A 22439-nucleotide genomic window follows, 5' to 3' on the forward strand; every position below is an offset into this window, starting at 1 on the left:
AGAACAGTCGGACACGGCGGCGAAAAGTTCCCTATCCGGCTTCGGCCGGCTGGTCCGCGCCGCCTGGCCAGGTAGCGGGAAGCACCGGGACGGTGATGCCGGCGCTGTCGGACTGTCGCTGCATGATTCCGGCGGCAGCCGCACTGGCGCTGGGCGCGGTGCCGGTGAAACCGAGCGCGCCGGCGCCCTGGCTACCGGCCAACAGGGTGTCGAATTCAGCGGTACTGAGCGCGTCGGCCTCGTCGCCCATGGTGGCGGCCGCGTCCAGGAATTCGTCACGGTAACCACGCGCCCCGGACGTGCTCCTGTCGCGCCGCCGGCGCCGCTCCCGGGCGGGGACGCCCAGTCGGCCTGCGGCAGCGGCCGCGACGGTGTCGGTGGCGTGCGCGGCCGTTTCGGTCCCGGCCTTAGGGCCGCAGCCCACCCCGGGGGGCGTCAGACCCGGTATTGCGTAGCCGATGCTGACCGAAGGCGCAGTACTGCCCGCCGTAGCCGAAGCCGGGGTGCCCGGTGCTGTGCTGCTGGTTTGCGACCCCGCGGTGAAGGCGGCCGATCCGCCCGAGGCCGCCACCACCTGGGCGCTCGAACCAGCCTGGTGGCCGGAATTCGGCTCTGCGACAACCGGAATCGATCCGGCCGCGGGCGCTGAGTTCAGCAACAGCGCCAGAGCGCTCAGTGCACTCAATGCGGGCGCGAAAAATGGCAGCAGCAACAAGCCGTACGACGCGTAGTACGGGTACCAGAGAAAGTCGTACAACTGTAGGGCGACGATGGCGAGGACGACGGCAACGGCGGGGCTGAATCCCATTCGCTGGAAGAATTCGAGAAAATATCTATATGGATTTGCGATGAAATCCAGGATGTCCTTGAAGAGCTGAACGAGCCAATTCGGAAGGGCCTGCGGGACGCTTTCGGCTTCGGCTCCGGGCGCCAGGATGGTTGGCGCCGGCTGGGTGGGTGGTATTGCCGACGCCGCCGCCGCACTGACGGCCTGGTAGGCGGCCATGGCTTCGGCGGCTTGCAGCCACATCCGGACGTAATCGGCCTCGTTGAGGGCGATCGGGATGGTGTTTATCCCGAAGAAGTTCGTGGCAGTCAGGACGCCGTGGGCGACGTGATTGGCGGCCAATTCCACCAAAGTCGGCATGACCGCCAGGGCACTGCTGTACGCGGCTGCGACGGTTTCGTGTTGTACGGCGGTGACCGCGCTGTCCATCGAGGCCCGTTCCAGCCAGCCCAGGTAGGGGCCATGCGCGGCCACGTACTGGGCGCCGCTGGTGCCCTGCCAGCTACTGGCCGCGACCTCCGCCAGCAGCTGACTCAATTCCGCAGCTGCAGCCGCGTATTGACTGCTGAGTTCGTGCCACTGCGCAGCGGCAGCGAGCAGCGATCCCGGGCCTTGCCCGGCGCTCAACAGAGTCGAGTGCACCTCGGGAGGCAAAGCCATCCACATCGGGGCTATCTTGAACCTCCTCGCCCTCCATTACTTGCCGTGTAGTCGGCTACTGGAGGGCGAAAGTTCCGGCCGGGCGCTATATATAGTTCATCCGTGCCAGTCATCGATGCCCGTCATCTCGACGGCATATCCGAAACCGCGCTGCTCACACTGCATCAACGGGCCACCGAAGCCGCACGCCCCGACGGGATCATCGTCGACGCGGCGGCCATCGCCCTGCGTGACGGCCTCGGTTACGACTACCAGCACTTCGGCCGGACGCACCAGGCTACTGCCCTGCGGGCCTTGGCATTTGACGATGCGACCCGCCGATACCTGGCCATCAATCCGCGCGCCAGTGTGGTTGCCCTCGCCGAGGGACTGCAGACCAGCTTCTGGCGCCTCGACAACGGCCGGCTGAACTGGCTTTCGGTGGACCTCGAACCCATCGTGCAACTGCGCCGGCAGCTGCTGCCGCCGTCGGACCGGCTGCGTTACTGCGCCCAGTCTGCGCTGGAGTACTCGTGGATGGACCAGGTCGACGACACCAACGGGGTGTTGATCACCGCCGAGGGGTTGTTCCAGTACCTGCAGCGCGAGGCGGTGTTCGATCTGATCGCCGAATGCGCTAAGCGGTTTCCCGACGGCCAGTTGGTATTTGACAGCATCCCGTGGTTCTTGAGCGTGTATTCGCAGCGCCGCGGCTTCCGGCTCAGTGAGCACTACACAGCACCGGCGATGCCATTCTGGTTCACCGCCAACCAATATGACCAACTGCGCGCCATCGACGGCGTCCGCACAGTGCGTGAACTGCCCGCTCCGCCCGGGCGCGGCAAGGTGGCGCGCCCCGTTATTTCATTGCTGTACAAGCTGCGTGCGCTCGACCGGTTGCGAGCGCCGGTGACGGTCGTCGAATTCGGTTGATCCGCCGCTAGGCCGCAGACCCGTCGGTCGGCCACAGATGTCCACGCCGACGCCCGCGAGATGCGTTGGGCGGCAACACGATATCGGCATCGTCGGCCACCCCGTCCAGCGGCGGCCGGGGAGCCGAACCGCTTCGCCACACCGCGATCGCCAGCACCGCGCCAATCAGCACGGGGACGTGGGTCAGGATCCGCGCGGCGGTGACGGCGCCCGACATGGCATCCACGACGACATAGACCGACAGGACACCGACGAACACCGCCAGGACGCCGGCCAGGCCGGCAGCCGCGCGTGGCCACAACGCCGTACCGATCATCACCACGGCCAGTGCCACCGACCACGAGGTGGATTCGTTGAGCAGATGGCTCGCCGAACCGGCCGGGTGCACATGCGCCAGCCCCACTCTCAGCCCGAGCCCCTGTACAACCGCGAGGACCAGCTGCGCGACGCCCACGCCGAGCAACGCCCAGCGCGACCAGCTCATCCGCACCCGCCGCCGCGGCGGGACTCGCCCGATCTCGATGGGACCCAGAGACGTGATCACCGGCCGCGATTCGACCAGTCGGCGCAGCGAGTGAGCCTGGTCTGCTGCCTGATCAAACCAATTGCGGCAGTCGGCACACTCCTCGAGGTGCTCGTCAACGCGCGCCGAGGGCACCGGCTCCCGCTCGCCGTCGAGCCGGGCCGACAACGCTTCGCGCGCCACCTCGCAATCCATGCCTTAATAGTCGCGCATTCGCGGCGAAATGTTCCCGGGATTTCGCGCCCCGAAGTTGCGCAATCGCAAGCTGTTTGACACGACGAAGAATGACGAGAGCGCCATGGCCGCACCGGCGATCAGCGGGTTGAGCAGCCCCGCGGCGGCGATCGGGATCGCGGCAACGTTATAGCCGAACGCCCACAGCATATTCACCTTGATCGTGCGCATCGTCGCGGCGGCCAGACCGAGCGCCAGGGGCACCACGTCGAGGTTGTCGCGAACGAGGATGATGTCGGCGGCGCCGATTGCGACATCGGTGCCACGCCCGATCGCCATGCCCAGATCGGCGCACGCCAGCGCCGGTCCGTCGTTGATGCCGTCGCCGACCATGGCGACGACCCGCCCATGCTCACGCAGCTGCTCGATGACGTCGACCTTGCCTTCGGGCAGGATGTCGGCGATCACCTCGTCGATGCCGACGCGCGCGGCCACCGCGGCTGCCGAGGCCGGGTTGTCACCGGTCAACAGCACGGTTCGAAAGCCACGATCGTGAAGTGCCACCAGCGCGGCGGCGGCCGAGTCCTTCACCTCGTCGGCCACCGCGACGACACCGCACAGGTCATCGTCTACCTCGACGAAAACCGCCGTCTCACCACGGGATTCGGCAAGCCGGCGCGCCGTGACAAGGGCCGGTGAGCCAGATGAGGGAGCGACCCATGACGGTTTGCCGACGCGGACCGTCCGTCCGGCGACGCTGCCGCTGACGCCGCGGCCCGCCACGGCACGGAAGTTGGCCACCGTTCCCCGCTGCTGCGCTGCGGCGGCGATCGTCAGCCCCACCGCGTGCTCGGACGCCGCCTCCACCGTCGCCGCCAGTTCGAGTACCTCCGCGGCATCCCAGCCTGGTGCGGCCGTCACCGCGCTCACCGTCAACTGGCCGGTCGTCAGCGTGCCGGTCTTGTCGAACACGACCGTGTCCACCGCGCGAGTGGCCTCCAACGAGCGATGGCCCTTGAGGAAGATCCCGAGTTGGGCCCCGCGGCCGGAGGCGACCATCATGGCGGTCGGGGTCGCCAGCCCGAGCGCGCACGGGCAGGCGATGACCAGCACGGCGAGTGCGGCCGAGAAGGCCCGGTCGGCGCCGCCGCCGGCGATCAGCCAGCCCGCGGCGGTCACTGCCGCCACCAGGAAAACGCAGGGAACGAACACCGAGGCGATCCGGTCCGCCAGTCGCTGGGTGTCGGCCTTTTGCGCCTGCGCGTGCTCGACCAACCGGACCATGCCGGCGAACTGGGTGTCGGCACCGACGGCCGCGGCCTCCACGATCAGCCTGCCGTCGAGCACGGTGGTGCCGCCGATCGCCTGTGAACCAGGTTCCACCCGGATCGGTTTGGCTTCGCCGGTCATCGCGCTCAGGTCGACGCTGGCCGATCCTTCGACCACCAGGCCGTCGGCGGCGATCGTCTGACCTGGGCGGACCACAAAGCGCTGCTGTTCTTCGAGTTCGTCGGCCGGGATGACCAGTTCCGAGCCGTCGGGCTGCAGCACGGCGACATCCTTGGCACTCAGTGCGGCCAAAGCCCGCAACGCACCGCCCGCCTTGGATTTGGCCCGCGCCTCGAAATAGCGCCCCGCCAGCACGAACACCGTGACACCCGCTGCGACTTCGAAGTAGATGGCATCGCTGCCCAGCAACGCCTGCCATACGCCCCGGCGCTCGGCGACCCGATGCTGGCCGAACACCGTGTACACCGACCAGATGGTGGCCGCGGTGATGCCGACCGAGATCAGCGATTCCATGGTTGCGCTGCAGGTATGCAGGTTGCGCAGCGCCACCTTGTGGAACGGCCAGGCCGCCCAGACCACCACCGGTAGCGCCAGTGCGGTGAGCACCCCCTCCCAGCCGGTGAAACGCGTGCTGGGCACCACCGCGAGCATCACCGACAGATGAGCCAGCGGCACGAAGAACACGGCCGCTACGCCCAGCCGAAGCAAGAGGTACCGGGCGTGCCGGGCGTCGGGATCGCTGTCGTAACTGCCGCCGGCGGTGTGCACCTGGGCCTGGTAGCCGGCCCGCTCGATTGCCTCGCACAGCGCGGCGGTGCTGGTCTGCTCGTCGACGTCGATGGTTGCCACCCGGGTGGCGAAGTTCACCGAGGCCCGCACGCCGGGCAGCGCGTTGAGCGTCGATTCGACCCGGTTGGCGCAGGACGCACACGACATCCCCGTGATCTCGAGCTGTACCAGCTGCTCATGCACCGAATGTGCGTCATTCGCCGCGATCGTCATCGACATCCTGGGCCCTCACCTCCTGCCAACCTCGTCCCGCATAGAGAACTCACATACAAGAGTCGTCACGGCCCGGCAATGAGTTCCCTGCATACTCTCAGCCGTCATGGCCTAGGCTCAACACCCGTGGCGACAGGCGGCGATGACGACCGAATTACTTCCCTCGCCAAATCAGCCGGCCGGGGCGACCGGGCCGCGCTCACGGAATTCATCCGCGCCACCCAGCGCGATGTCTGGCGGACGGTCGCCTATCTCGCCGATCCGGCCAGCGCCGACGACCTGACCCAGGAAACATTCCTGCGCGCGATCGACGCGCTGCCGCGCTTTGCCGGTCGTTCCACCGCGCGCACCTGGCTGTTGTCGATCGCGCGACGGGTGGTAGTCGATCAGATTCGCTACAACAAGAGCAGGCCCCGCCTGTCCCACGTGGCCGACCTCGACGATGCGTTCGGGCGCGACCGGCGTGGCACTCGCATCGAGAACATGGTGGAGATCCGCATATTGCTGGACGGGCTGGAGGCCAACCGCCGCGAAGCCCTGGTGCTCACGCAGGTCCTGGGCCTGTCTTACGCCGAAGCGGCCGAGGTCTGCGGATGTCCCATCGGCACGGTACGGTCCCGGGTCGCCAGGGCCCGCGACGACCTGCTGCGTGCGGCCAGCGAGAGCGACTGCGCCGGCTAATTCGCTTGCACTACTTGCGTTTTAACGCCGGGTGGTTGCGCGCCAGGAAAGGCAGCATCAATTCCGGTGGCGCCACCCGGAACAGCGACGACGAGATCCGGTTGGCCAGACCCGGGACAACGACGGCCTTGCCAGCCGCCAGCCCGTCGATTCCGGCCTGGGCGACTTTGTCCGCGGGGAGCCACATGATCTTGGGCAGCGCGGCATCGGCTTCCTCTTTACTGAAGCCGGCCGCCTCTCCGAATCCGGTGTCCACCGGTCCCGGACATAACGCGGTCGCACTGACGCCGGTGCCGCGCAGTTCACCACGAAGACTGTGGGTGTAGGACAACACGAACGCTTTGGCGGCGCCGTACGCCGCTTGTCCGGGCAGCGGGCCGAAGGCGGCTACCGACGCCACGTTGAGCACGGCACCCCGGTGCCGTTCGACCATTCCCGGCAGGAACCTGCTGCACAGATCGACCACCGCGGCGACGTCGACTTCGACCAGGTTGAGTTCTTTCTCCGGAACCGATTTCGCGACCACTCCGGTGGTGGACAGCCCCGCGTTGTTGACCAGTATGTCGGGGACCAGGCCCAGCGCCGTGACGCGATCCAGCAGGCTCGCCCGGTCGTTTCGGTCGGACAGATCGCCGGGTAGCGGGTGCGCATCGGCACCCAGCCGCCCGGCGATCTCCTCGAGCTTTTCGACGCTACGGGCTACCAGGACAACCTGATAGCCGCGCTGGGCAAGTATTCGGGCGAATTCCTCCCCGATGCCTGACGAGGCCCCGGTGACAATGGCAGCGCGGTCTTTTCCTGGTGGTGGGAGAGCCATACGTGGACCGTACTCGCCAGGCCCCGCGGTCGCACCGGCCTCAGCTCGCCCGCAGTGCTTCGACCGGACCGGACAGGGCGGCCTTGACATTGCGGGTCAGGTCGTCGGCGAGCACCTCGGCCGCGCCGCGCTCGATGCCGTCGAGGATCTCGCTTGCCACCCGCCGGGGGTCGTTCTTGGGCACGTCGTACCCGGACACCATGTCGGTGTCGGTGTAGCCCAAGTGAACTCCGGTGACCAGGGTGCCCTGCGGTTGCAGCTCGATGCGCAAGGAGTTGGTGGCCGACCAGAAGGCCGCTTTGGACGCGCCGTAGCCACCGAACCCACCCACCCACGACAAGACGGAGTGGATGTCGACCAGGGCGCCGCCGCCGTTGCGGGCCAGGATCGGCGCGAACGCCTGAGCTATCCGCAGCGCACCGAAGTAGTTGGTTTCGAACACCGCCCGAACCTCCTCGATGTCGCTGCTGAGCAGCTTCGGCGCGCCAAGGGTGCCGGCGTTGTTGATGACGATCTCAGCGTCGCTTGCCGTATTCGCCAGGGCAGCAACCGATTCGGCTTCCGTCACATCGAGTGGGACACTCACCACGCGAGGATCGTCGCTGGGCTGGGGAGCCCTCGCGGTGGCGTACACCTTGGCGGCGCCGCGGTTCAGCAGCTCCGCCACGATGGCCTTGCCGAGGCCACGCTGCCCGCCGGTAACCACGACTGTCGACCCCTGAATGTTGACCATGATCCGTGCTCCTTGACTTAGGTGAAATGCGTTTGCCTATGTCACCGTAGTTGACCGGCTGCGACATAGGCAAGTAGTCTTTGATTATGTCTGAATGGTTTGCGTCACACCGGTACGGGCTGGCGCCGGCACCCGGCGGACTGGGTCTGGTTCAGGACTTGCTGAACACCGTCGGCATCGGTGACTACGGCCCTGACCTGCTGTCCGATCCGGCGCTTGCGCGCAGCTGGGCGGCCAAGTCCGTACGGACCTGGTCGGCGCTGCGCGGCACGCCGGCCGACCCGCCGAAACTGAGCGACGCGGACGTGCCGAAGCTGCGCGCGTTGCGTGCCGCCGTCGCCGGCCTGGTCGCCGGGGAACCGGCGGCCATCGGCTCCGTCTCGGCATCGTTTGCCCTGACCGACGCCGGACGGGTACGGCTGGAGCCCGAGGGCCGGGGCTGGCGCTGGTTTGCTTCGGCGGTCTGGGCGGAGATTCTGCTGAGTCAGCAAGAGGGCACCTGGCGGCGCGTCAAGCGATGCCACAACCACCAGTGCGATTCCACGTTCTATGACCGCTCCAAGAACAACAGCGGAGTCTGGCACGACGTGAAGACGTGCGGGAATGCGGCGAACCTACGCGCTTCCCGGGCCCGCCGGCGTGAGCGCGGGCAGCACGCACAGTAGGACGCGCGCCGACCTGCCCGCGACGTCTTTGAGGAAGCGCTGGAAATCCAGACCGGAGTCGGTACCGGCCAGATCGGACAGCCCGCGGATGACGAGCCAAGGGACGCCGAAGGATTCGCAGACTTGCGCCAGCGCACCACTTTCCATGTCGACCGCGACACCGCCGAGGTCGTTGTGCAGCCGGATACGAGTCGGTTCGCAATGCAGGTACTGGTCGCCGGTCAGGACGGTGCCGTAGGTGATGCGCGGTGGTCCGCCGTCGCTCGGGAAATTCGACAAGGCCGGCAGCGTGAGACCGGCGAGGCGGCGTTTGACGCGCTCCAGGAGCTCGGGATCGGGCTCATAGCCAAGCCGCTCGGTCCGGTTTATGAAGGGAATGTGGCCGGGCTGATACGTATGCAGCTGCTCGTTCATGGTCAGGCCGAAATCGTGCTGCACCACCCGGTCGGCGATCACAATGTCGCCGATGCGCAGTCGCGGGTCGAGCCCTCCGGCGACTCCGGTGAAAACTATTGCGCTGCAACCGAACCGATCGGCGAGCAGCGTAGCGACCAGCCCCATGTTGACTTTGCCCATGCCCGAGGCGACCAACACCACCGGTTGCCCGTCGAGTTGCCCGCTGTCGAAGGCATAATCGGCGACCGTCGTGCGTCCGGTGTTGCGCAGACGGCCGCGCAGATACGTCAACTCCGGCGGAATTGCGCAGATGATGCCGATCGCCACTCGCGTGATTGTACGGCGTATCAGCGCTTCACAATTCGCGCTGTCGCGTAGGCGGACGCGACGTCGTGTCCAGCGGTGCACCGGACGAAGGGAACCAGGGGTGCACCGCAGCCTTCGTGAACCAGTTCCATCGCGCTGGCGTCGCCTTGTAGCTGCCTGCCGAACTCGATCAGGCTGACCAGTACCGGATAAAGGTCACTGCCGCGGTCGGTGAGAACGTACTCATAGCGGGTGCGCTGCCCTGGCTGCTGATATGGCTGCTTGATCAGCAGCCCGGCGTCGACAAGCTGGCGCAGCCGCTTGGCCGCGATCTGCTCGGTCACCCCGGCGCGGCGGGCCAGTTCGTCGAAACGCCTAGCGCCCCAAAATGCTTCGCGAAGCAACACCATCGCCGAGTGGGTGCCGATCAGTTGCAGTGCCCGCTCCATCGGGCACCAATCGGCGACCGTCCAGCGATCCCGGTAGGCAAGCGGGCCCGACAGGTTCATGGCGCGGGATTGAGAATGAGGCAGTTGCTCGTCGCGGTCGCCAGCAGCTTGCCGGTGTGACTGGTCAGCACCGCTTCCGCCAAGGCGGTGCGCCGCCCCAGGTGCTTGACGGTTCCCGTGCAGCTGACCGGCCCGGTGTCGACGCTGATCGCGCCGATGAACCGAACCGACAGGTCCAGGCTCGTGTAGGCGACGCCGGCCGCCAGCATGCTGTGCACCGCGCACGCCGCAGCCGAGTCCAGCAGCGTGGCATACACACCGCCGTGCACCGAGCCGATCGGGTTGTAGTGCGACTCGGTCGGCGTCATCGTGAAGACCGCTTCGCCCTTGGCGACCGATTCCAGCCGCGCCCCCAGCGTCTGCATGATCGGCGGTGGCGGTAACTCCCCATCGACCATCGCCTGCAGAAACTCCAGGCCACTGCGGCCAGGGGCCGCCCGGGCCGTGATCGTGGGATCCGCCCATTCGATCAACCGGGTTCGTTCAATATTCGTTGTGCCGCAAGCCGTGTTGCCCATGCACACATACTTACGGCTGACTAAACGAGGGTCAAGTCAGGTCGGTCGTCATGGCCGCACGCTCCAGGTCGAGCAGCTGCTCGCCGTGGCGTTCCTCGTCGTAGGCCTTGCGTCCACCCCGCAGGCCGAACAATCGCTTGGAGACCAACAGGTAGATCACCGCGGCGACATTGATGCTGAAGGTCACCACCCGGGTCATCGTGATGCCCTTGGCCAGGTCATGGATTTCCAGCGGCAGGAAGATGGATGTCGCAATCACCGCGAAGTACTCACCCCAGCGTTTCAGCAGCCACAGGCCGACGCCCTCGATGACTTGCAGAACCGCATAGCAGGCCAGCATCGCGGTGATCAGAGCCAGCGTGGAAGGCTTTGCTGCCAGTGCTTTTTCCAGCTCGTGTATCGCCGACATCTGGTCGACCTTGAAGCCGGCCGCGCGGAACACCGGCAGGTCGCGGTCGAGCGTCGCCTGGATCGCACCGCGAGCACCGCGAAACTCCCATACCGCCCAGGCCGCAAGCGCCAGCACCAGTGCCCGCAGCAGCCGCTCGACGCCGAGCGCACGGAGGATGAGGGCCTGACGTAATGCCTTGCCGCGCATGATCATTGGCGCATCTTCCGGGTGGCCACGACCATGCGGTTCACCCAGGGCGAAGTCGCCGCAGCGCAGGCAGCGCCACACTTCACCGAGCTTCGTCTTGGCGTGCAGCCGATCGGCGAGTTCCTCATCGTCGGGTGCATAGGTCGCGTGCCCGCTGATCGCGCAGGTGATCAACTCCCACCGGTTGGTGCCACGATTGTCATGCTTGGCCACTTGCGCTCCTTCGCTGGCGAGCGATGCGCCGATCATTCTTTCATCAGTCGCAGCGTGCTACGTGGACGTTGGGCGGTGCGGTTCACCGCGCCGAGCAGGCTGGTGAGTTCGGCGATCGGGATCTCGTCGATGCGGTCGATCGCGGCGATGATGTCAGTGCGCAGCTCGTCGTCGCAGAACGGCTCGGCCAGCCAGTGAAACTTCTCGACAACACGGTCCCAGGACAGCGGCCGGGTGGGCGACCCCTCGTACTCCGCTTCCTCGCGGCTGAACTCGCGCCCGTCGCGCATCCCGACGCACACCCGCGCCGCGGTGCGACCCGGATAGCCGGCCGTCAGGTCGGCTGCCGGCCTCACGTCGACGCGCGCCAGCAGGTCTTGGACGTCGGTGCGCCGGACTCGCTCGGTTTCGAGCTGCTCGGGGCCGACGCCGCCGTCCAGCAGTGCGACGGCTGCCAGGTATTTGAGGTTGTAGTCGGCCTGCTCCTTGGTCCACGGATGTTCTTTGCCGCCGTATGCTCCCCCGCCGGCGAAGTCGTACGCGCCCTGAAACACCTCGAGGGTGATCCGCTCGACGTCGTCGCCGCGGATGTCGTTGGCGTCGCGGATGGCCAGCGTGGTGTCGATGATGACCTGTCCATGGATCAGCGCGCAGTACTGCTTGAGATAGGTCCGTTCGACGGCGGTCAGCGCTTTGTCGTCGGTGTGGAAATCGATCTGTTGATCGAAGAGCTGCACCAAACCGTGTGGTCCCTCGAATAAGGATTTGGGACCGGTAACGCCGCGAGCGGCCAAGACCGTCGTGTAAACCGCGCGCATACCGGTGATGGCCGGCGAGATGCCTTTCCAGTTGGACACCGGTTCGGCGTGCACCGTGGCAAGCGAGACGTTGTCGGCCGCGGCGCCAGCGATCGCATCGGCGGTCTGTTGGGCGTCCAGTCCAAGCAGCTTGGCCGAGCCGGCCGCAACCGACATCGCCAGCTGCAGCGCGTGATTGAGCCCCCGCGCCATGACCGGAACCTGGGCACTGAACCGGCATTGCACTTCGTAAGCCACGGCGAGTGCCAGCAGGAAATCCGCTCCGTCGGCGTTGTCTTGTTCGGCCACGGCCAGGATGGCACCGAGATTGTCGGCCGGGTGACACAGGCCGCCCACCGTCAGATAGGTGTCGAGCAGATCGGGGTAACGGACCAGCACCGCGTTGAAGAATGGGCCTGATCCACCGAGACACGCCCGCCGCCGACCAGCGTTGCGGTGGGGCGGCCGCTGAATTGCTGGGTGTGCTCGCGGATGGCCGGGATGAGCTCGCTGCCAAGTGCGCCGATCGCGCAGGCGACGCTGTCCAGCACGTTGCGCTTCATCAAGGCCCGCGCCCGCCCGGCCAGATCCGCCGGTCCGGCGGCGACGACAAAACCGGCCAGGTCGTCAACAACGTAGTTATCCGCCATGAATCGACTCGAGCGCCGCAACCACCCACCGTCCAGTTTTGACTCACACTAATCACACTGGCATCGCCGTCTTCGATAACCAAGCGGCAGCTGTGATGGCGCCCGCGATATCAAACATTCGACGGCAATACGGCCCCGACGTAGCGAAGGGCGCGGCGGTAGCCGAGCGGGGCGAGGCACTCAGCGCGGCCGCCCCTATCTGGGTATGAGCGGATGACGATGACGGCGCCGAAATGGATGGCGTTTCCGCCTGAAGTTCATTCGGCCTTGCTGCGCAGCGGCCCGGGGTCGGGGTCGCTGTTGGCGGCGGCGGGGAGCCGACCGCCGCTCGTGGTCGTTGCCGTCGGAACGAAACGGTGCGGCAGTTGGCCGACGCGCAGGCTGGAATATGGCAGGGGCCGAGTGCGCAGAGCCGACTGCGGCTACAGGTATGCGAGGTTTGTGCCCCCTGCGTGATGGCCCCTCCGGGCGGGCTCGGCTCCGGAATGACTACCAGCGGCCAGCTTCAGCACTAAAAGAAGGGCACGGATCCAAACACGGCTGCCGCGGCGACAGCAGCGGCACGAGAACAGACGCGTGCACGGCCGTGCCGACGTGCCAAGCATCAGCGTGACTACGGCGAAGAGCCCATGGATATGAATGTCGACCGACCCAGACTGTGCCGCGCCCTCAGGTTAGCAGCCCGTAGCGCCGACGGTGGCCTCGGATCAGGGCCCCGGAGTGTTGGGATTCGCCAGGGCCGCAAGGAAATCCGGTGTCACCCAGGCAGCGGGCTTGACCACGCTAGCCGGCGATGAGTTCGGCGACGCGCCGACAATTCCGATGGTGCCAGGCACCTGGGGTCGCGGACCCCGGCAAGCCTGCCGAGCCCCGGGATGTAGAAGACGACTCCTGATGAGAAGCCGTACGGCAAAACCCCAAATCAGTGGTCAGCAACACCAACCATCTATCCGTTTCACGTACCCCCGCGGGGCGGCTAGGTATAGTGGCTGTATCAATTGCCGCGATAGGTTGTGGCAGTCAGTGATCAGTCACCCGTGGCGGTGTCGAGGTGGCCAAGTCCAAGATCGGCGGCGACGACGACCGCGATGGCAGCGGTGATGTCCGGCGTCGGCGTCACCATGAGCAGGAAGGCCGAGGTCGATCCGATGACAAAGACGCCGGAAGGCCAGGCGACAGCCACCTACGGATACGTAGCGCACAAGGACAGCTACGCCAAGCGGCTGCGCAAAATAGAGGGTCAGATCCGTGGCATCGCGAAGATGATCGAAGAGGACAAGTACTGCATCGACGTCCTCACCCAGATCAGCGCCGCCAATAGCGCCTTACGGTCAGTGGCGTTGAACCTGATCGATGAACACCTCGACCATTGCGTAAGTCACGCGCTCGCCGAGGGTGGCGAGCAGGCCGAGGTGAAGCTCGCCGAAGCCTCCGCTGCCATCGCACGACTCGTTCGTTCCTGATCGCGACCGCTGATTGAGCCGGGCTGTTTGGCAGAAGCGCCGCGACAACCGTGTCGCCTAAAATGCCTTGAGCTACTTCATCTCCCGGCCAGCAAACATGTATGCCCCTTGACGCTAATACCCTACCCCGGTACTGTTATATGCGTGAACGAACCTAAATCCTGCCAATGCAAGTCCACCGGCTGTAAGTGTGGTAACTCGGCTTGCACCCAAGCACCGGGGTGCAACTGCGGTCACCCGGACTGCACCTGCAACGACTGATTACCTATAGCCACGGCCGCGACTCCCCTTGCGGCCATGGCTATTTCGCGGGAACGCGACTGAAGGTCGGCCGCATGCTAGCGCCCGGCGCAGCGCGGCGCGTCGCCTATATCGCGATGTTTCATATCGTGATCGGTGACCCGCGCTGCTCTGGATTGTCACTATCATGGTCGGGCGTCCGCATCGCAACATGGGTGTACATCCTTCGCGCAGAGTGCGCGACCGGGTGCGCAAGATAGGCGCCTGGTTACCGCCAGAAACGGTGGATGAGGCGCTGTAAGCCGATTCAACCTTCCTTTCACTCCGGTGCTCGACCGCCCGCCCCGGCGCTGGCCCGACCAGCCGCCGCGCGCTTCGGAGACGCTGCCAGTAGGGCTGCAGCACGCCCTGATTCGTGATGTCGGTTACTTCATCGACGCTGCAGCGAGCAATTCCCAGACCGGACCGGCTGCGACGCCGATCCCGAGGCTTAGGCCGGCGGCAAATATCGCGGTCCCGGTGGACCATCGTTTGGGCGCCAAGCCCGTCGGTGTGGCTTGAGATGGTTGAAATAAAGGGATGATCCAGCGCAGGTAGTAGAACAGACTGATCAGGCTGTTGATGAACACCACCACCGCTAGCCACGCCTGACCGCCGTCCCAAGCAGCCGTGGCCGTCGTGAGTTTTCCGAGAAAGACGGTCGTCGGCGGGGTGCCGACCAAGCCGAGTAGGGCGACTATTAGCGCTCCCGCCAGCCAGGGCCGGGCGTGAGTCAGGCCACGGTATGCGTTGAGATCACGTCGATCGGGCAGCGCGGTGCTTACCGCGAATGCGGCACTGTTAGTCAGGGTGTAGCCGACTAGATAAAACAACAAGGACGCAAGGGCAAGCTCGCTGCGGCCGGCGACGCTTACCGGCACCAGTAGATAGCCGACCTGGCTCACAGTCGACCAGCCCAAAAGTCGGCGGCAGTCCTGCTGCCAGTACGCCGTCAGGTTGCCCAACGTCATACTCGCAACGGCAAATACCGCGATCAGCAGCGGCCACGCCACTGTATGCGGCAAAACGCTAGCCACGCGATACAGCGCAACCAAGGCGCCGACCTTGGGAACCGTGGTCAAGAAGATGGCCGCTACGCCGTTGGCGCCTTGAGCGGCGTCGGGAACCCAGAAGTGCGCAGGCACGGCGCCGGCTTCAAACATCAGCCCTGCCAGGACGGCCACGAGGCCAGCCGCGACCACCGCCGCCGGTGCCCCGCCCAGTTGCGTGGCGAGTTCGTCGTAGCGGGTGGCCCCGGTGATCCCGTAGACAATGGTGATCCCCAGCAGCAGGGTGATGCTGAACAGCGCACCGAGCAGGTAGGTCTTCATCACTGCCTCGGATGCCAGCGCTGTGCGCACTAGTCCGATCAGTCCGTACAGCGGGATGCTGGCGAGCAGAAATCCGGCGGCCAGGACCAGCAGGTCGCGAGCTCCGGCCAGCACCAGGATGCCCGCGGTCGAAAACAGAAGCAGCGCATAGCTTTCACTTTCCCGCGCCGATGCTGCGAGTTCATCGCCGGCTATCGCGAGAACCATCAGCACCCCAAATGCCGCGGTGATCCGGGCCACCGCGGTGGCGGTGTCAACGGCGAACGTGCCCTCGAATGCGGTCTGATCTGAGGCCGCCGTGCCGATGACCGCGACTGCGATCACACCGGTAAGGGTTGCGGCTGCAGCTATACGGGCCCACCACTGTCGTTTCCGGGGCAGAAATGATCCGCCGATCAGCACCACCAGGCCGCCGCCGAATGTCAGCATCTCCGGCAACATCAGCAGCGGATGCATCCCGGTCTCGGCGTCCACCGGCTATCTCCCGACCAACCCGATGAGCGTGTGGGAGGCCGGCTCGATCAGATCCAGCAAGGGGCGCGGGAAGACGCCGATTAGGGCTGAAAGCGTCAGGAGCGTTCCTGCCGACCCGATTTCGGATGCATGCAGATCAATGAAGCCCTGCGAGTGGCACCGGGTTTCGCCGGTGAAGATGCGTTGCAAGGCACGCAAAAACAATGCCGCGGTGATTACGATGCCCGGCAATGCGATCGCAGTGAGCGGCGCAGCCGCGATGCTGCCGGCGAAAATCTGGAATTCGGCGACAAAGCCGGAAAGTCCCGGCAACCCTAGGGAGGCGAACGCGCCGACCGTAAACAGCGCAGCCAGTTTCGGGGCCGGTGCGGCCAGACCGCCGTAGGCGCCCATGTCGTAGCTGGCGGCGCGCCCGTACAACACCCCGGCGAGCAAGAACAGCGCCCCGGTGATCAGACCGTGGCTGACCATTTGTGTGACCGCTCCGGTGATCGCCACCGCGCGCGCATCGGGGGTGCTCGCTGACACCAGGCCGGCGGCGCCGACAGCCAGCACGATATAGCCCATGTGGTTGACCGAGGTGTAGGCCACCATGCGCTTAAAGTCATTCTGCGCCAACGCGACCAGCGCGCCGTAAAGCACCGACACAACGCCGACGACGATGATCACCCAAGCCCAAGCGCGCCAGGCGTGCGGGAGCATCGGCATCGCGATCCGCACGAACCCGTAGGTGCCCATCTTCAGCAGCACCCCGGCCAGCACCGCCGAGCCGATGGCCGGCGCATCGGTATGCGCAGGCGGAAGCCAGGTATGGAACGGAACCGTCGGGGTCTTGACCGCCAATCCGATCAGGATCGCCGCAAGAACCAGCCCACCGGCCAGCGGGCGACCGGCCAGCGGGGTAGTGGCGACCAGCTCGACCATGTCGAACGTGTGTGGATCGGCGGCGATGTACAGGCCGATGAAGCCCACCAGCAGCGCCAATGACCCCAGAAACGTATAGAGGAAAAACTTCAGCGCCGAGCGGCCGGCGTCACCATGGCCCCAGCCGGCGATCACGAAGTACATCGCCGCAATCGACAAGTCGAAGAACACAAAGAACAAAATGAGGTCCGCGGCCACGAACAACCCCAGACTCACAGTCTGCAGAAACAGAAACAGGGCCGCCTGCGCGCGGGATCGGTCGCGCCCGCGCAGCCCATAAATCGCGCAGGCCAGAAAGATCACTGCGGTCATGACCACCAGCGGCAAGGACAAGCCGTCGACACCCACGTGGTAGCTGCTGTTGACCCCCGGGATCCACGGCGCGCGCTCCTCGAAAGCCAGCCCGTTGGCACCCGGTGACTTGTACCGTGCCCACGCCACCACCGTCAGCACCAAATCGACGGCTGTGCTCGCGACCCATCCCCAGCGGGCCGCAATCTCCCAATTGCCCGGTAGCACAAGCACACCCAATGCGGCGGCCAATGGCAGAAAGACGATCAGAGTGAGCACTTTTCACCTCACCGCCACAAGAAGCAAGACACCGAGTACGAGCACCGCCACCGCGGCGAAATAGTACTGGTGTAGTTGGCCGGTTTGCGGTCTGCGCGCCAGCTCCCCAAGCTGACGCATCCGCTTTGCCACCCCCTCCACCGCGGGATCCAGGACACGGTCATCGATGCCGGCCGCCGATCTGGCGGCTCGCAGCGATCCGACGGCGATCCGATCTACGGCCCGGTCCAAAACGTGGTCATCGAAACGGGCCAGCACCGCGGCCAGGCGCATCGTTGGCTGTACGAAAGCCGCATTGGCGGCGCGTTCCAGCCCGAGCCAACTCGCAGCCCACCGCGGCTGGGGCACCCCCCAGCGCAGCACCGCCGCCACCACCACAAGCGCCAACAACGCTGACGCCGCGAGTTCAGGTACCGCCGGGTATGTGGCGAGCCCGTTATCGAGAGCACGGCTCAACGTTGGCGCGACAGGCGCCATCACCAGCAGCCCCGCCACGGCGGCGCCCATAGCTAACACAACAAGCGGCACCTGCTCAAAAGTGTTGAGTGCTTTGGGAGTCGATTGTTCTGCCGCCGCGGCCGGGGTCGGCGTGCCCCACACGGCAACGAGGATCTTCGCCGCATAGGCCGCCGACAGCGTGGCTGCCACCAGCCCGGTCGCATATAGGCCGACCGAGTGATCAAGGGCGACCGTCAGCACTGCGTCCTTTGTCGCCCATAGGGATAACGGCGCGATGCCCGCCAAGGCGGCCGCGCCGACCGTGGCGCTCCAGCCGAGGACTGGCCATCGCCGGGCGACACCGCGCAGCTGGTCAAGCTGCTTGGTGTCCAGGAGTAAAAGCCATGCCCCGGCTACAAGAAACAGCCCTGCCTTAGTGAAGGCATGGGCGATGAGCTGCGCGGCTCCGCCACTTACTGCACCGACCCCGGCTGCCATCACCACGAACCCAAGCTGTGCGGCGGTGGAGGCGGCGAGCAACTGTTTAAGGTCGCGTTGGGCCACTGCGACCACGCCCAGCAGCACTGCGGTCACCGCGCCGGTCCAGGCCGTCGCGACGGCGGCCCATCCGGTGGCGGCCAGCAGCGGCTCAACGCGCAGCAACAAATACGCACCCATGGCGACCATGGCCGCCGAGTGCAATAGCGCGCTGACCGCGCTGGGGCCCTCCATCGCCCGGGAGAGCCAAAACGAGAACGGCAGCTGCGCGGCCTTACCCAGGGCGGCGATGAGCAGCCCGCAAGCAATCACATTGCGCCACACCGTGGTTGCGTGAGGCAGATTTGCCAGCGCTAGACCGGCGCCGCCCGCAAGGGCCGCGCCGGCGGCCAGATACAGCCCCAGGTCCGCGGTGCGCGTGGTGAGAAAGGCAACAAGCCCGGCCGACATTCGAAAGTCATCACGCCACCAGAACCCGATCAGACCATAGGACGCCGCTCCCATGAGCTCCCACGCCAGCAGCAGCGCCGGCAGCGTCGCGGCGGTCGCCGTCAAGATCGCGGCCGCCGCGAACAACAGCATCAAACCGCCGAATCGGCCTGCAGCAACCCGAATCTCAGCAGCAGCGAACACCAGCACGAGCAGGGTGACGGCCGCGACGGCGGGAACCACCACCGCCGCCAGGGTATCCACGGTCAGCGCGAACTGCGCACCGGCGACAAAAGCGACGCTCACATCCGGCCGCGTAGTCGCCGCCACGATCGACAGCGCCACCACCACCGCCGCCGCCGCCGCCGCTACAGATATCGCGTTGGCGAATCGGTCCGCACGTCCGATTAGCAGCAATGCCGCACCGCATATGGCCGGAAGCACAATCAGCAGCCACAAGACCAGTTGCGATGTCGCGTCCACCGGGTTCACCCGGCCAGGTCAGCGGCCATGTCGGTCATGTCGGCGCGGCGCTCGCGATGCAGCAACGTGGCCACCGCGAATCCCATCGCCATCTCCACCGTCATGGCCGCGATGATCACCAGCAGCAGCACCTGTCCAGCCGGTGCGGGTGCACAAAACCACCAAAAGCTGCCGGCGGCAAGGATAACCGCGTTGATCATCAACTCCAGGCCCATCATCACCATGACCACGACCTGTTGGGACAGTGCGCCGTAGAGTCCGACGCTGAACAGCGCCGCGGCGACCAACAGCACGGTCTGCAGCGTCATCGCCCCACCCCTCCCGGTTGCGGATCGAGGGATCTGTGTTTGAGGTCATCGCCGAACCGGTCGTAGCGGCTGCGGTGGGCTGCCAGGACAATCCCAGCGACGATGGTGGCGACCATGACCGGGCTGATCACCGCCATGGCCAGCATCTGGGGTCCCATCAATGCCTCGCCGAGCGCAACGGTGACCTCCTGCGGCGGTGTGGCGCGCCGCGACGGCCAGTCGGCCAGCAGTATCCCGCACGCCAGCAGGGCAAAGGTTCCGACGGCCGCGGCCAGGGCGCGTCGCTTGTCGTGCACCATACTCATCGGCATCAGCGCCGGGTTCATGCCCATGAACATGACCATGTAGACCGCCATGACCGCCATCTCCATCACCATCATCAAGATGATGACGACGCCGATGTAATTCTGCTGCAACAGCAAAACCACGACGCCGACCGCGATGAACGACACAGCAAGGGCATAGGTGGCCCGCGCCATCGAATTGACGATGAACACGGCTGCCCCGGCTAGGACGGCGATGACGGCGATGGTCCAAAACACGATGTCAACGATCATGTGTCAGTTCCTTACTGCGAGGATGGCCACGACGAGGTCTTGCACGAGTGTGAGCGGCAACAGCACCATCCAGCCGATCTCCATGAACTTGTCGGGCCGCAACACTGGCAAACGTCCCCGCGCCCACACGAAAACCGATAGCAGCGCGATGGTCTTGACGAGAACCCACAGCCAACCCGGCAATAGCGGTCCCGCGCCGCCCCCGAGGAACGTCGGCACCGCAAACGCGGCACCGGCGGCCAGCAGGGCGTAGCGGCCGGCCTGGAATACGAGGCGATCCACGCCGGACAGCTCCGCGGTGACACCGCCGGCGATATCGGCGCCCAGCGCCGGGGAAAACGGGCCCCAGACTGAAAAAGCGACCGCGCCAACGCAATACACGACGAATGCGACCGGCATCCACACCGCGAACCACAAGCCATGCTGAGCCCAGACCACATCGGCGACCCGCAAACTTTGCGCCGCGATGGCTGGTGCAACCAGAGCGAACATCAGCGGCAGTTCGTAGCCCAGGCCGTGGGCGAGAAAGCGATAGCCGCCGACGAGGCAATGCGCGGAGTTGGGGCCCCAACCGGCAAGCCACACCAGCGCCCACACCATCACATCCATCGCGTTGAACCACACCACGCCGACGTCAAAGTCGAACAAAGTCCAGCGCCCCAGTGGCACTACCGTCACCATCAGCGATGCCACGACAACCAGCCCCGCCGCACCGATGCGCCACAGCACCGCGTCGGCAGCCACAGTGGTGCGCCGACGTTGCCGCATCAACCGTGCCACCTCGGCGACCGGTGCACTTTTGCCGCCGCGCACACCAGCCCCACGAGCCGCGAGCACGCCGTCAAGGGTCGCCGCATATAAACTGAGGACCATTACCAGCGCCGCCCCGGCCAACGCCCACACACCGGGCACCGCCGTGACCGAAGTGTCAGCCATCACGACCGCCCGCCTCCACGGGCGCGGTGTCGATGCCAAGGCTGGCAATCAGCAGCCGCGCCGTCGCGAGGTCGAGACCATCCACCAAATGAGGCAGCGTGTCGACGATACCGGCTGCAGCTACGCGCAATACGTTGGGCTCCAACGGTTCTGACAACGCCCGCCGCACGATGTCGACCCGTGCGAGCAGCCGGTCATAGCAATCGCCGGCCAGAGCAGCCGGCAATCCGAGACCGTCGCAGTCCTTGACGGTCAGCGATGCGATGTCGCGCAACGACCAGCGCAACACCCGAGACCGGCGAAGCTTGCGGTGCAGGGTGTCGAGCACAGACCGCCCGCGCGCACTGTTCGGTTCGCGCAGCAGGGTGTCGCGCGCCGTGCGCGCTATCGTCGCCGCACATGGCCAGCCAGCTAACTCCAGCACATCAACGACGTGATCACAGTGCCGCGCCGCGCCGTCACGCAAATCCGACGGCGGACGGCAATTGCCGAGGTTGCTATCGAGCATCCAAGCCTGGGTTCCTGCGAGCACATCTCCGTGCAGAGCCCACCGAACCACTAGTCCCGCAGGCCAATAGCGCAGCACTGGGCCCACACGCACATGCAACTCATCCATTTCCAAACCGTCGCGATCCTCGCCACCTTCGGCCAGTGCGATTCCGACCGGCGCCATGTCCATGGCGCCGTGGTCCATGTGCTGATGTTCGCCGTAGCCGCCGTGCGCGTGCTGAGCGTGGTCTTGCTGGTGGGGCCTTCCATGATCGGCGTGGTCGTGATCACCGCTCAGGTTTGGCGATTGGATGCGTTCACGAGCATCGTTGCGGTGCATGTCGATATCGACCAACTCCGCAGCGGCCCGCTCCAGGGCCGAATCCACTGTTTGCAGATCGGGCACGTCGATGCGGACCCGCGGCCCCGGTAGTTGATCCCACACCCGGCCGGTCGCCTCGCTTAACTCGGGGCCGGGGACACCACAGACTGCCAACACATCTGCGTCGGCCGGCGATGTCGCCGCGCACCACCGGCGAGCGCGAAATCGTAATTCGGTCTCGGCGCGCACCACCCAGTAACCCGGCGCCTCCACGGTGAGAACATGTGCCCGCCGGGCCGCGCATCGGGCCAACAGCTGCGTCATACCCAACGTAGTGCGCCTTCGCGCCATGCCCACACCACGGCCACCAGCAGCGCCGCCAAAAACAGGGACATCTCAACGATCGCGCCAACACCCATCTTTGCTACGACCAACGCCCACGGGTACATGAACAACATCTCGACGTCGAAGGCCAGGAAGATCAGTGTCGCCAGATACCAGCGCACGTGATACCGCGACAAGGCATGCTCCTGGGCGACCCATCCCGACTGAAACGGCCACACGATCAACGCGCTTGCTGCCGTCGCCGTCCATCGGTGCAGCCCGTAAAGCATCACGACCCCAGCCACGCTGAACACCAGCATCCACCCCAGGCCCGTATACATTGCCGCTCCTAACCCAATTGGATCGCAGTTAGTTCGAGCGCC

23 protein-coding genes and 2 pseudogenes are annotated in these 22439 nt (G+C 65.9%); 6 read left to right on the plus strand and 19 right to left on the minus strand.

Annotated features, from left to right (window positions below; genetic code table 11):
• Positions 1-31: 31 nt before the first annotated feature.
• The gene (locus tag AWC27_RS23975; RefSeq protein WP_085672761.1) at positions 32-1447 is read right to left on the minus strand and encodes a PPE family protein; all 1416 of its coding nucleotides are present in this window, start codon (positions 1445-1447) and stop codon (positions 32-34) included.
• Between the two features lie 102 nt (positions 1448-1549).
• Here AWC27_RS23975 and AWC27_RS23980 point away from each other — a divergent pair, with 102 nt between their 5' ends.
• The gene (locus AWC27_RS23980) at positions 1550-2359 is read left to right on the plus strand and encodes a class I SAM-dependent methyltransferase (RefSeq protein ID WP_085672762.1); all 810 of its coding nucleotides are present in this window, start codon (positions 1550-1552) and stop codon (positions 2357-2359) included.
• Between the two features lie 7 nt (positions 2360-2366).
• On the opposite strand, the gene AWC27_RS23985 is transcribed toward AWC27_RS23980, so the two are convergent.
• On the minus strand, positions 2367-3077 hold the full coding sequence (locus AWC27_RS23985) for a zf-HC2 domain-containing protein (RefSeq protein ID WP_085672763.1): 711 nt from the start codon (positions 3075-3077) through the stop codon (positions 2367-2369).
• A 3-nt stretch (positions 3078-3080) separates the two neighbouring features.
• The gene (locus tag AWC27_RS23990; RefSeq protein WP_211281706.1) at positions 3081-5348 is read right to left on the minus strand and encodes a heavy metal translocating P-type ATPase; all 2268 of its coding nucleotides are present in this window, start codon (positions 5346-5348) and stop codon (positions 3081-3083) included.
• Positions 5349-5474: 126 nt separating this feature from the next.
• On the opposite strand from AWC27_RS23990, the gene sigC reads away from it, so the two are divergent.
• Complete coding sequence (gene sigC / locus AWC27_RS23995) at positions 5475-6029, plus strand: RNA polymerase sigma factor SigC (RefSeq protein WP_085672765.1); 555 nt, start codon at positions 5475-5477, stop codon at positions 6027-6029.
• 10 nt (positions 6030-6039) lie between these two features.
• Here sigC and AWC27_RS24000 read toward each other — a convergent pair whose 3' ends face one another.
• Together AWC27_RS24000 and AWC27_RS24005 are read right to left on the minus strand one after the other, a co-directional pair.
• Complete coding sequence (locus tag AWC27_RS24000; RefSeq protein WP_085672766.1) at positions 6040-6846, minus strand: SDR family NAD(P)-dependent oxidoreductase; 807 nt, start codon at positions 6844-6846, stop codon at positions 6040-6042.
• Between the two features lie 40 nt (positions 6847-6886).
• Positions 6887-7579: an SDR family oxidoreductase gene (locus AWC27_RS24005; RefSeq protein WP_085672767.1), complete on the minus strand. Its 693-nt coding sequence runs from the start codon at positions 7577-7579 to the stop codon at positions 6887-6889.
• 86 nt (positions 7580-7665) lie between these two features.
• Between AWC27_RS24005 and AWC27_RS24010 the strand changes: the two genes are divergently transcribed.
• On the plus strand, positions 7666-8244 hold the full coding sequence (locus AWC27_RS24010; RefSeq protein ID WP_245847469.1) for a CGNR zinc finger domain-containing protein: 579 nt from the start codon (positions 7666-7668) through the stop codon (positions 8242-8244).
• Here the strand turns inward: AWC27_RS24010 and AWC27_RS24015 are convergent.
• From AWC27_RS24015 to AWC27_RS33355, 6 genes and pseudogenes are all read right to left on the minus strand, one after another.
• On the minus strand, positions 8194-8967 hold the full coding sequence (locus AWC27_RS24015) for a 5'-methylthioadenosine/adenosylhomocysteine nucleosidase (protein WP_085672768.1): 774 nt from the start codon (positions 8965-8967) through the stop codon (positions 8194-8196). The two genes, AWC27_RS24010 and AWC27_RS24015, sit on opposite strands and share 51 nt — an antisense overlap.
• A gap of 20 nt (positions 8968-8987) precedes the next feature.
• Positions 8988-9455 (minus strand): winged helix-turn-helix transcriptional regulator, encoded by a 468-nt coding sequence (locus AWC27_RS24020; RefSeq protein WP_085672769.1) that lies wholly within the window; start codon positions 9453-9455, stop codon positions 8988-8990.
• Positions 9452-9928 (minus strand): PaaI family thioesterase, encoded by a 477-nt coding sequence (locus tag AWC27_RS24025; protein ID WP_211281302.1) that lies wholly within the window; start codon positions 9926-9928, stop codon positions 9452-9454. The genes AWC27_RS24020 and AWC27_RS24025 overlap by 4 nt, the downstream gene beginning before the upstream one ends.
• 76 nt (positions 9929-10004) lie before the next feature.
• Positions 10005-10784: a DUF2127 domain-containing protein gene (locus AWC27_RS24030; RefSeq protein WP_139837185.1), complete on the minus strand. Its 780-nt coding sequence runs from the start codon at positions 10782-10784 to the stop codon at positions 10005-10007.
• A gap of 32 nt (positions 10785-10816) precedes the next feature.
• Positions 10817-11521 (minus strand): MmgE/PrpD family protein, encoded by a 705-nt coding sequence (locus AWC27_RS33350; RefSeq protein ID WP_372516833.1) that lies wholly within the window; start codon positions 11519-11521, stop codon positions 10817-10819.
• Positions 11522-11551: 30 nt separating this feature from the next.
• A pseudogene (locus AWC27_RS33355) lies at positions 11552-12231 on the minus strand (MmgE/PrpD family protein); the annotation flags it as partial.
• 219 nt (positions 12232-12450) lie between these two features.
• On the opposite strand from AWC27_RS33355, the pseudogene AWC27_RS30510 reads away from it, so the two are divergent.
• The 3 genes and pseudogenes from AWC27_RS30510 to ricR all read left to right on the plus strand — a co-directional run.
• A pseudogene (locus AWC27_RS30510) lies at positions 12451-12547 on the plus strand (PPE domain-containing protein); the annotation flags it as partial.
• A 404-nt stretch (positions 12548-12951) separates the two neighbouring features.
• A complete protein-coding gene (locus tag AWC27_RS33360) occupies positions 12952-13332 on the plus strand; it encodes a PPW family C-terminal domain-containing PPE protein (RefSeq protein ID WP_372516834.1) in 381 nt (126 codons plus the stop codon).
• Between the two features lie 47 nt (positions 13333-13379).
• Positions 13380-13694 (plus strand): copper-sensing transcriptional repressor RicR, encoded by a 315-nt coding sequence (gene ricR / locus AWC27_RS24050; RefSeq protein ID WP_085672801.1) that lies wholly within the window; start codon positions 13380-13382, stop codon positions 13692-13694.
• A 665-nt stretch (positions 13695-14359) separates the two neighbouring features.
• Here the strand turns inward: ricR and AWC27_RS24055 are convergent.
• Genes AWC27_RS24055 through AWC27_RS24090 form a run of 8 tightly spaced genes read right to left on the minus strand, consistent with a single transcriptional unit; the run spans position 14360 to position 22397 of the window.
• Positions 14360-15760, minus strand: a complete 1401-nt coding sequence (locus AWC27_RS24055; protein ID WP_085672802.1) for an NADH-quinone oxidoreductase subunit N — start codon at positions 15758-15760, stop codon at positions 14360-14362.
• A 21-nt stretch (positions 15761-15781) separates the two neighbouring features.
• A complete protein-coding gene (locus tag AWC27_RS24060) occupies positions 15782-17272 on the minus strand; it encodes a complex I subunit 4 family protein (RefSeq protein WP_085672772.1) in 1491 nt (496 codons plus the stop codon).
• A gap of 3 nt (positions 17273-17275) precedes the next feature.
• Positions 17276-19129: a proton-conducting transporter transmembrane domain-containing protein gene (locus AWC27_RS24065; protein ID WP_245847477.1), complete on the minus strand. Its 1854-nt coding sequence runs from the start codon at positions 19127-19129 to the stop codon at positions 17276-17278.
• The gene (locus AWC27_RS24070; RefSeq protein ID WP_085672773.1) at positions 19126-19428 is read right to left on the minus strand and encodes an NADH-quinone oxidoreductase subunit NuoK; all 303 of its coding nucleotides are present in this window, start codon (positions 19426-19428) and stop codon (positions 19126-19128) included. Before AWC27_RS24070 ends, AWC27_RS24065 begins: the two co-directional genes overlap by 4 nt.
• Positions 19425-19985 (minus strand): NADH-quinone oxidoreductase subunit J, encoded by a 561-nt coding sequence (locus AWC27_RS24075; RefSeq protein WP_085672774.1) that lies wholly within the window; start codon positions 19983-19985, stop codon positions 19425-19427. The genes AWC27_RS24070 and AWC27_RS24075 overlap by 4 nt, the downstream gene beginning before the upstream one ends.
• A gap of 3 nt (positions 19986-19988) precedes the next feature.
• Entirely contained in the window at positions 19989-20921 is a 933-nt protein-coding gene (locus AWC27_RS24080) for a complex I subunit 1 family protein (RefSeq protein WP_085672775.1), read from the minus strand.
• Positions 20914-22056: a hypothetical protein gene (locus AWC27_RS24085; protein WP_245847480.1), complete on the minus strand. Its 1143-nt coding sequence runs from the start codon at positions 22054-22056 to the stop codon at positions 20914-20916. The genes AWC27_RS24080 and AWC27_RS24085 overlap by 8 nt, the downstream gene beginning before the upstream one ends.
• On the minus strand, positions 22053-22397 hold the full coding sequence (locus AWC27_RS24090; RefSeq protein ID WP_085672776.1) for an NADH-quinone oxidoreductase subunit A: 345 nt from the start codon (positions 22395-22397) through the stop codon (positions 22053-22055). Before AWC27_RS24090 ends, AWC27_RS24085 begins: the two co-directional genes overlap by 4 nt.
• Positions 22398-22439 lie beyond the last annotated feature (42 nt).

This window comes from Mycobacterium szulgai, from assembly GCF_002116635.1.
GTDB classification, from domain to species: Bacteria; Actinomycetota; Actinomycetes; order Mycobacteriales; family Mycobacteriaceae; genus Mycobacterium; species Mycobacterium szulgai.

Bases quoted from the DNA above. Each gene is read 5' to 3' on its own strand.
- AWC27_RS24005 (WP_085672767.1), bottom strand. From the start codon at position 7,579: ATGGTCAACATTCAGGGGTCGACAGTCGTGGTTACCGGCGGGCAGCGT.
- AWC27_RS24085 (WP_245847480.1), bottom strand. From the start codon at position 22,056: ATGACGCAGCTGTTGGCCCGATGCGCGGCCCGGCGGGCACATGTTCTC.
- AWC27_RS23990 (WP_211281706.1), bottom strand. From the start codon at position 5,348: ATGACGATCGCGGCGAATGACGCACATTCGGTGCATGAGCAGCTGGTA.
- AWC27_RS24020 (WP_085672769.1), bottom strand. From the start codon at position 9,455: ATGAACCTGTCGGGCCCGCTTGCCTACCGGGATCGCTGGACGGTCGCC.
- AWC27_RS24055 (WP_085672802.1), bottom strand. From the start codon at position 15,760: ATGCATCCGCTGCTGATGTTGCCGGAGATGCTGACATTCGGCGGCGGC.
- AWC27_RS23975 (WP_085672761.1), bottom strand. From the start codon at position 1,447: ATGGCTTTGCCTCCCGAGGTGCACTCGACTCTGTTGAGCGCCGGGCAA.
- AWC27_RS24070 (WP_085672773.1), bottom strand. From the start codon at position 19,428: ATGACGCTGCAGACCGTGCTGTTGGTCGCCGCGGCGCTGTTCAGCGTC.
- ricR (WP_085672801.1), top strand. From the start codon at position 13,380: ATGACAAAGACGCCGGAAGGCCAGGCGACAGCCACCTACGGATACGTA.
- AWC27_RS24010 (WP_245847469.1), top strand. From the start codon at position 7,666: ATGTCTGAATGGTTTGCGTCACACCGGTACGGGCTGGCGCCGGCACCC.
- AWC27_RS24090 (WP_085672776.1), bottom strand. From the start codon at position 22,397: ATGTATACGGGCCTGGGGTGGATGCTGGTGTTCAGCGTGGCTGGGGTC.
- AWC27_RS23985 (WP_085672763.1), bottom strand. From the start codon at position 3,077: ATGGATTGCGAGGTGGCGCGCGAAGCGTTGTCGGCCCGGCTCGACGGC.
- AWC27_RS24080 (WP_085672775.1), bottom strand. From the start codon at position 20,921: ATGGCTGACACTTCGGTCACGGCGGTGCCCGGTGTGTGGGCGTTGGCC.
- AWC27_RS24000 (WP_085672766.1), bottom strand. From the start codon at position 6,846: ATGGCTCTCCCACCACCAGGAAAAGACCGCGCTGCCATTGTCACCGGG.
- AWC27_RS24075 (WP_085672774.1), bottom strand. From the start codon at position 19,985: ATGATCGTTGACATCGTGTTTTGGACCATCGCCGTCATCGCCGTCCTA.